6 protein-coding genes are annotated in these 8,006 nt (G+C 46.1%); all 6 read right to left on the minus strand.

Going from position 1 to position 8,006, the window contains the following annotated elements; translation table 11 throughout:
• Nucleotides 1-458 precede the first annotated feature (458 nt).
• On the minus strand, nucleotides 459-2,408 hold the full coding sequence (locus LD39_RS09265; protein WP_035545486.1) for a TOMM precursor leader peptide-binding protein: 1,950 nt from the start codon (nucleotides 2,406-2,408) through the stop codon (nucleotides 459-461).
• Nucleotides 2,405-4,330 (minus strand): putative thiazole-containing bacteriocin maturation protein, encoded by a 1,926-nt coding sequence (locus tag LD39_RS09270; RefSeq protein WP_035545487.1) that lies wholly within the window; start codon nucleotides 4,328-4,330, stop codon nucleotides 2,405-2,407. The genes LD39_RS09265 and LD39_RS09270 overlap by 4 nt, the downstream gene beginning before the upstream one ends.
• 157 nt (nucleotides 4,331-4,487) lie before the next feature.
• Nucleotides 4,488-4,790 carry a heterocycloanthracin/sonorensin family bacteriocin gene (locus LD39_RS22080; RefSeq protein ID WP_081988397.1) on the minus strand — a complete coding sequence of 101 codons (303 nt, stop codon included), beginning with the start codon at nucleotides 4,788-4,790 and terminating at the stop codon, nucleotides 4,488-4,490.
• Nucleotides 4,791-5,008: 218 nt separating this feature from the next.
• The gene (gene csaB, locus LD39_RS09280) at nucleotides 5,009-6,076 is read right to left on the minus strand and encodes a polysaccharide pyruvyl transferase CsaB (RefSeq protein WP_035545490.1); all 1,068 of its coding nucleotides are present in this window, start codon (nucleotides 6,074-6,076) and stop codon (nucleotides 5,009-5,011) included.
• A gap of 5 nt (nucleotides 6,077-6,081) precedes the next feature.
• Entirely contained in the window at nucleotides 6,082-7,632 is a 1,551-nt protein-coding gene (locus LD39_RS09285) for a polysaccharide biosynthesis protein (protein ID WP_035545492.1), read from the minus strand.
• A partial coding sequence (locus tag LD39_RS09290) for a WecB/TagA/CpsF family glycosyltransferase (protein WP_035545493.1) occupies nucleotides 7,629-8,006 on the minus strand: 378 nt, incomplete at its 5' end. The genes LD39_RS09285 and LD39_RS09290, both read right to left, overlap by 4 nt.

The following is an 8,006-nucleotide window of genomic DNA, read 5'->3' on the forward strand; positions in this document are numbered from 1 at the left end:
GTCCTCCGGGGTCTCGTCGAGTCTGCATATCCCGCAGGAGTCTCCCAGTTTTCCATCCCTCCCTGCTTGATTTATGGCTAACGGACCTTCACTCTATGAATTGTCAGCGCTCATAGTGAAACTTAATACAAACGCTGTTGTATCAACACTCAATGAGTGAGTCTTCAATATTAGATTTCTGTTCCGTCCCTCACTTTTGGAAAGGTGGTCGGGGAAATGGCGAGACTCCTGTGGGATCAAAGGACAGGGTGAGACCCCGGAAGGCGCAGCCTGAGGAGGCTCACCGTACGCCCACGGAAAGCGAGCTATTTCCCCGACCACCTTCTCCGCATACCGACAACGCAACAGGCAAACATCTCGAAATCAAGTCTTCCACAATCCTGCACGTTGTTGCCGAATTCTGAATACCCAAGTAAACCAATCCAAATGCGACCATTACGGTTAACAGCTCCGTGCCTTTAAGGAAACGGGTGCGGATGAGGATTGAGTTCCTCAAGCGTTAGCTCCCGGTCAAGATAACCGAGTTGTTTAGGAATCTTCAATACTCGGCCCAATCCAGTGACACGGGTAAGATGATGACCAAATGTCATTGGAAGCATACCTGGAATGAGCACCTTCACGCAGTGGAGTCCATTGCGTCTGATTTCCGGTGACGTTTGGTCGACAACGATGACATCGAGTTGTAACTGGCGAAAGACCTGGAGAATCTCCTTCAAGTCTTCCGTGAGATCAGGATGATTCTTTCTCCAGTGAAAGGCTTCTTCAAATGTCTGCATAGGCTGATCTTGATGTAACAAAAAGTGAAGCCGTTCTTCAGCTTCAGGAAGTCCATACACCATCCCATGATCATCCATTTTTTGTACAAGAGAAGAATCGCTCAGCATTTTTAGATAGTCAGCTTTGTTCTTTCTAAACTCTTTATTCAAAGGTTCAATCATTCCAACACTTTCATAAACGGCACTTTTTACCGCTCTTACCGGATCCAGATGAGCACCGGCAGCACACATGAGATTCAGTCCATCGGAATCAGATCGACGGTTTTTCGTTATCGTAAAAATGCAGGGGATTCCGTGCTCCATCGTCGCGTTGTATAAATAAAGATCATAGCCCGCGACTTCTCGCATCCGGTCAATCATCAAATGCAGCTCTTCGTCGTTGGAAGAGTAAGGATCAATACGAGGGAGCGGGAGCTTCGCATACCAGGACATTAGAAAAGAATCCCGTTCCAGCACTTCCATGATTCCGTGGAAAATGGCTTCTTCCAGACTTCCTCCGATCGCACATCCATTAGAGGTTTCAAAAATCGTTCCGTGCCCACATCCCCCCATGCTGTAATATGCCAGCAGTTCCGGCACCAGAATTGTCTCTTTTTTGATTAAGGAATAGCCCCACACCCAATTCATTTTTTTATCTGGATGAAAAGCGGTAAAAGGAAAATCCTTCTTTGCATATTGTTCTTTTGAATGAACGCCCACCTGAAGGGGATGAAGCGCATTTTCAAGGTTGCTGTAACAATCATAAACAACCGTTCTTTTGCCATTGGGAGCAATACCGCAAGACCGCTCCAGTCCTTCTAAAATGGCGGTCATTTCACTGAGAGCATAAGAATTCGTTCGTCCTGCAGACCCTTCATCTCCATTCATTAACGGGAGGTTGATAATGACATCGGCAAACGGGGTTTCGGGATCAATCAGTTTACTATTCAACATCCCTGTTTGTTGATCTAGATAATCTCTTGAGAGAACTTTGCTTAATTCATTGATCGACCGGCATCGGTAACTATTTTCACTGATTTTCATACTTGGTTCCAGCGAGATCACAGCACCGGCTGGGGAATCATCAGCTACATGACTGCACACGAAACAAGAAGAATCCGGCAAAATCAAGTGGCGTGAGCTATCCAATGTCCTCATGTTGATCCGCTGAATAGCTCCTTCTAGTTTAGAGCGTCTTCCGTTCATCACTTGATCTACTTCATTTTTGATCAATTGAACCATTTGCAAAACGCCGGGAGTTGATAACCATTCATCATTCAGGGTGTCTTGTTTCTCAGCCAAACTCCCATGGATATCCCACATGTCCTGACGATCGCTCGCAGCCATTAGTCTTCTTGCATCCGCACATTGGGAACATCCTTCTTGACCAGGGTGAACAAAGGGTCCGATGATCCCTTCGCCAAAAGACACAAACCCCCGTAGCCAATCGATACCATACGCCCGTGCAGTCTCTTCAGCTTTTTTCGATGTGGATGGATTCCAACCATCTTCCAAAACAAGAAGCAACTGTGTCCGTTTGGGGATGGGCGTATCTAAGTCAGGGAGTTCCGTCAGCTCATAGTGAGTGTCTAGTTCCTTGGTCACAAATTCTAGTAACGATCCTTTTCCTGCAACGGTAATCGAGGAGCTCATATTCCTTCCTCCTCACCGAACACTACGCCATAGATGTCGATCATTCCGTCTTGTTCAAAGGGATCAAGCTCCACTTTTACAAAACACAGCTTCTTAAAGTATTGTTCCAGGCGATGAATGACAGACTGAAGAACCTCAGCCTGATCTTGAGAATCATAGGCTGGAATATCAACGGATTGGACAGCTCCATCTTCAAATGAGAGGTTGGAGAGAGAAGGGGCCTGACAAGGGATTGAAATGTTTTTGTTCTGGGCTCGCATCACAGCAAAGTGTAGCGCTTCACGTAGAGCGAGTGTCCGGTTAAATCCAATACACCCACACCATTGCTGATCCTGCATTTTTATCCATACGACAGGAAAACCATAGGCATTTTCCCCTAAGCCCAACTCTGGCTTTAGGTCCATTGTCGCTAAACATTGGAGATAATAGCGGCAGCGGTCGTCCTCCATCTTATTCAACTGGAGTCTCGTGATGGCTTTTTCACACTGTGGCGCTTGCTTTCTCCATTCATTTTCTATTGTTTTTTGCAACGCTCTGTCGATGCCTTCTACTAGTGTAGCCCCGGCACCGATGTGAAGAGATACTGGCTGATAGTTAGGAGGGGTGAGTGATGCTAAAATTTCGGTCTTTAAAGGCGTCACATATTGTTCAATACCGGTTAATCCTGCTTCCCGTCTGGCCTCTTCATGGGTCATTGCCGCACATACGATGCTCGGGTGTAATTCGTTTGATTTCACGTTAACCACTTGAACCTCGCATTGAGATAGAGGCAGCTGAGTCAGATCGCCTTCTTCCCAGTGATGGAAAATTCCAAGTTGACTCGCACTTATTTCACTGAAGTAGTAAAGCAATTCATTTCTATCTCTTTGTACGATTTTTTTCCTCAGTTCTTCCGCTGGATCATTAAGAATTTCTGCAGTAATCTTTCCTGTAACGAGGGGATGACGCTTATAAGGGTTCCATTTGCCCTCCAAAGTCTCAAGATCTAACAGATACATGTGGTTAGTATGATGGATTTCTTTTACCTCTGTGATCTTTTTGAAGAATTCGAACACGATAATATTCGCGAGTAAAGCCCCAGCCGTTGGTGAGTAGTCATTGGTCTGCGTATTGTCTCTCTCGTGCAAACTTCGCCAGGCGGACGTCCAGCAGTTACCGGAATCAGGACTCACAATCGGGCCTGCGAACCCGGTATTTCCATCACAAATTGCCGGGATAAACAATTTCTTCTTTTCTTTGCAAGCATCAAGAACCTCTCGCAGTTCCTCGCTATTAGCTTCTTCTGAAACGTATAATATGGCATCAAAAGCATCGACTTGCTCAAACCAGGAAACGCGATCTTTATCCTTTGCTACCACCTCGATCGATACATCTGGATCTGTTTCTCTTGCCGCTTTCTCTAAGTCTCTTATCCTTTGAATACTGGTGTTTTCAGCGTTGGTCATGTACGCATGGAAGCGGGCCATACCAGATCGAAGCAAGGCTGAAACCAATCCAAGGAACATAGCTCCTTCGCCGATCGCTAATACTTTTTGTTGCCGGTATTGTTGAAAGCGCCAGCCGGCAGAATCTCCGAAACTCTCCAAAAATTCGATTTGAGAAGCAAATTTTTCAACCACTTGCGGAACTAATTCGTGGGAACGATCTATACTGACGTCACGAAGAAATCCGTTCGTATAAAGAGCATTCGTAATCTCATAGACTCGCTCAACATAGGGTTCTGGCAATCCATCGGTAAGGCTGGCTAACGAATACTCACCATTAAGCATCGGGATAAGCTTTTCCACCCATTGATGGATGGTACGACCTTCCATACGAAATGAGCCTGAATTGTTCCTAAAATACACGTTTCCATTCGACTCCGGCATGAAAAACGTACCCTTCTTCACCTTCAATCGCATAGAGGGATGAACCTTCGCCATAACACTCCTCCTTGCCAACTTTGCTATCTATCCACTACGATACTATGTCACTCAACTTGTCTCATATGTATGGGTACAAAAGAAGATCCCCCGAGGAAGTTCCTACAGGGGATAGGGAGAAAATCGATTTAAGAAGTGCTTTTGGTAGACAGACGATTTAACGTCCGCCGCACCTTCCGCAACCGCCACAACGTCCGCCGCATCCGCCACATCGCGCACAGCCGGCACAACCTGCGCAACGCGCACAGCGAGCACATCCACCGCAGCCAGCACAACCGCCACAACCCGCGCAACCGGCACATCCAAAGCATGTAAAACCAACACAACCAAATCCTAATCCGAATCCGACACATAAGCGAGAGTTGTTTCCATAAACATTCGCCTGCTCACTTGGGACTAAGTTTTGGGAACGAAAATCTCCTACTTCTAAGTTCTGAATATCATTTTGAAATTGACTCATTTTATTACCCTCCATTGTTATCCAGCTTGATCAATGATTGTAAACATCACTGTTTCCATGGACAGATAGTACGTAAATGCATTCTCCACAAAATATGAAGAATGCTTGGGCATTGTTCCTAAACTAGAAGGGCGCATATGCAGCCCAATGTACTAAAAATTGCTGAAAAAAATACCAGAATCCAATATAGATTCTGGTAAGGAGAAGAAGAGCGTCCTTTATTGATTTGTTTGTATAAAGTTAATCGCTTTAGCAGCTGTTTCGTCAGCCTCACTTTTTAAGCGATCGAAATTGGTCGAATTGAAGGGATTACTCATTATATGATTATTCATCGCCTGCACCAGATCACGGGCCGTCCAGTCATCATCCGATACATGACCCGCTACAGACTGATTGCAAATTTTCGCAAAGGAATCGATTTTCGGGTCATAAGATAGCGCCACAAAAGGAACATGACCAATCGCTGCAAAGATTAACGAATGCAGTCTCATCCCAACAAGCAGCCTGGATTTCTTAATGATGGCGATTTTCTCTTCGATCGAAGCATATTGCGGGGCGATATAGGCTTCTTCCATCATGATGCCTGTCACCTCTAGAGAGGTTTGCTCATCATGTTCCCCGTGCATCGGTAGGAATACGATCGTGTATCCTTGCTTCGCATACGTATCCAGTGCCTCGGCGATCTTTTTCTTATAATTTACTGAAGATGGCCAGTCGCGTACACTGACTGAAATCATCTTAGTGAAAGGCTGATCATTTAACCAGGGACTCTCAAAGAATTCCGCTTCTAACGCCATGACCGGATCAGGGACGATATCGACACGATTTTGAATGCCGATCACTTTTAGCAGCGCCTTTGAATCTTCATCTCTCACTGTAAGACGAACCCGATTATTCAGTGCCCCTTTCACCAGTGTTTTTCCTGCAAAGCTATCAATCGGTCCCATGCCCTGGGCGTATACAAACACGGGCTTTCGCAAAAGCTTCGCAATCCGGATCACACCAGTATAATAAATGATCGACTTGATGCCGGTCGCATCCTGGAGCAAGCTGCCTCCACCGCTGATCAATCCATCCGCTTGCGAAAGGAGACGGAATATTTGTTTCACATTCCAGCGGTCAGCGGCTTCCACACCATATGTTTCTGACGTATGGACCGGATCATTGGATAATACCGTTATCCGTATTTCCGGATCGGCTTTGCGAAGGCTTTGGATCATTGAAAATAAAATAGCTTCATCGCCGGTGTTATGAAAGCCGAAATAGCCGGATAAAACGACGTGCATGACACTCACCTCTTCCGAAGTTTTTTTAGGATAGGAAGGTTCTTCACTTCTGATACCTTCATTAGCCATAGCATTGCTAAATAGAGGATACCGCCAACGACGACAGCAGCTGCCACGTACACCAACGCCTCTAGTCTTGTCCAAGCTTCCACATTGAATATCAACAGAGGAATCGCGACAATAATCCCCATTATTACCGAGGAAATAATACTTTTCGCACGGTCATGATTTGCAGCTGAAACTGTTACCTTTCTTTTGATTACCCATACATTAGAGTAATGAAGAACGATATAGATGACAAGCGTTGCTATTGCTGCGCCTGCCAGACCGTAAGACTGGATCAGTACGATGTTTGCCACCAATTTTAGTGCCATGGCAGTAAGCACAAGAATGGCTGCTTGTCCCGAACGATTCATCCCTTGTAAAATTCCGGTGCTAAGTACCGCAAGCGAAGTATAAATCGAGCTGAAACCTACGACCGCAAGCACTAAGCTGCCTTCCAAATTCGTAAATAAGGCAAGGTTTAACGGAAGGGTGAGCGCTAATATTCCGGTGGCCGCTGGCCAGGAAATGATATGTGTCAGCGAAAATGCTCGCGCAACGATGCTTTGTACACTTGCTTTATCGCCCTCCGCTAATTTTTTCGTAATCAGCGGGACAAGAGGGAGGACGATGGAAGTGGCAAATACGGTCGCAATCTGAACAAGGGAGAGCCCGCGTCCATACAATCCATATGCATAATTGACATCATCAGGGTCGATCCCTGATGATCGCAGTCCATAAGGGATCGTGAGCGCATCGACGACATTCATCAGTGCCATCGTGATCGCACCGACCGCAATCGGAATGGAGACTTTTAAGATTTGCCTACTCCGCTTACGAAATATAGTAAAGTCGTAGGGAACGGAAGGGAGCGGAGTGGTGGAAGAGAGCTGGAACGTCCATCGTAAATAGCCTAGAGAGGCCAGGACACCGATAGAAGAGCCGACCATCGTCCCTCCGGCAATAACTCGGTCCGAATAGCCTTGAACAACGAAGTAGGAGGCAGCGGCCAGAATCAGTGCTACTCTGACAAACTGTTCTATCAACTGGGAAATAGCGGTTGGCTGCATCGTTTCAAATCCTTGGAAAAATCCTCGGTACACCGCCATATAAGGCGCAAATAATAAGGTTGCCGATACGATAATCAAGGCGAGTTTCGTAGATTCGCCGCCAAGCAGGGAAGCAAGAGACTCAGCAAATGTATAGATCAATAGAAAACTCGTCAATCCGAAAAGAATGGCGAGAATGCTAGCGGTTATGTAGATTTCCTTGATGCGGTCAAAATGATTTTCACTCCGTGCTTCAGCGATCAGCTTCGAAATCGCCAATGGAATGCCAGCGACCGATAAGATGAGCGCGACCATATAGACAGGATAAACCATACTAAAAATCCCTAGAACCTCGTCCCCCGCAATGTTTTGCAGCGGGATACGAAAAATAGCTCCTAGGAATTTGGAAAGGAGAGTAGCTCCTGATAATAGAATTGTTCCTTTAATCAAGGTGGAACGGCTCATAAGAATCCTCTCAGTTTCTTCTTAATTATCCGGAAAGCGAAGCGTGGCAATGCCAGCATCCGCCGCCAGCGTTTCGGCTGTTTGATCAAGCGATACAGCCATTCAACATTATGCTTCCGCCACGAGGCAGGGGCCCGTTTGACATCACCGGCAATTACATCGAAACTTCCTCCTACGCAGAGAAAGACGCCTTTATCGAACGAATCGATGTTTTCAGCCACCCATTTTTCCTGCTTGGGCGCACCTAAGGCGACAAAGGTGAGATCAGGATCTGCTTGCTTCACCTTCATGGCCACTTCATCATTTTTTCCCCAATCAAAATAGCCATCGTGGGAACCGACGATTTTAATGTCAGGGTAAAAATGCTGAAGGTT

Source organism: Halobacillus sp. BBL2006 (genome assembly GCF_000786645.1).
Taxonomy (GTDB): domain Bacteria; phylum Bacillota; class Bacilli; order Bacillales; family Halobacillaceae; genus Halobacillus.

Excerpts from the sequence above, each read along its gene's own strand:
- LD39_RS09285 (WP_035545492.1), bottom strand. The coding sequence starts at position 7,632 with ATGAGCCGTTCCACCTTGATTAAAGGAACAATTCTATTATCAGGAGCT.
- LD39_RS09270 (WP_035545487.1), bottom strand. The coding sequence starts at position 4,330 with ATGGCGAAGGTTCATCCCTCTATGCGATTGAAGGTGAAGAAGGGTACG.
- LD39_RS22080 (WP_081988397.1), bottom strand. The coding sequence starts at position 4,790 with ATGAGTCAATTTCAAAATGATATTCAGAACTTAGAAGTAGGAGATTTT.
- csaB (WP_035545490.1), bottom strand. The coding sequence starts at position 6,076 with ATGCACGTCGTTTTATCCGGCTATTTCGGCTTTCATAACACCGGCGAT.
- LD39_RS09265 (WP_035545486.1), bottom strand. The coding sequence starts at position 2,408 with ATGAGCTCCTCGATTACCGTTGCAGGAAAAGGATCGTTACTAGAATTT.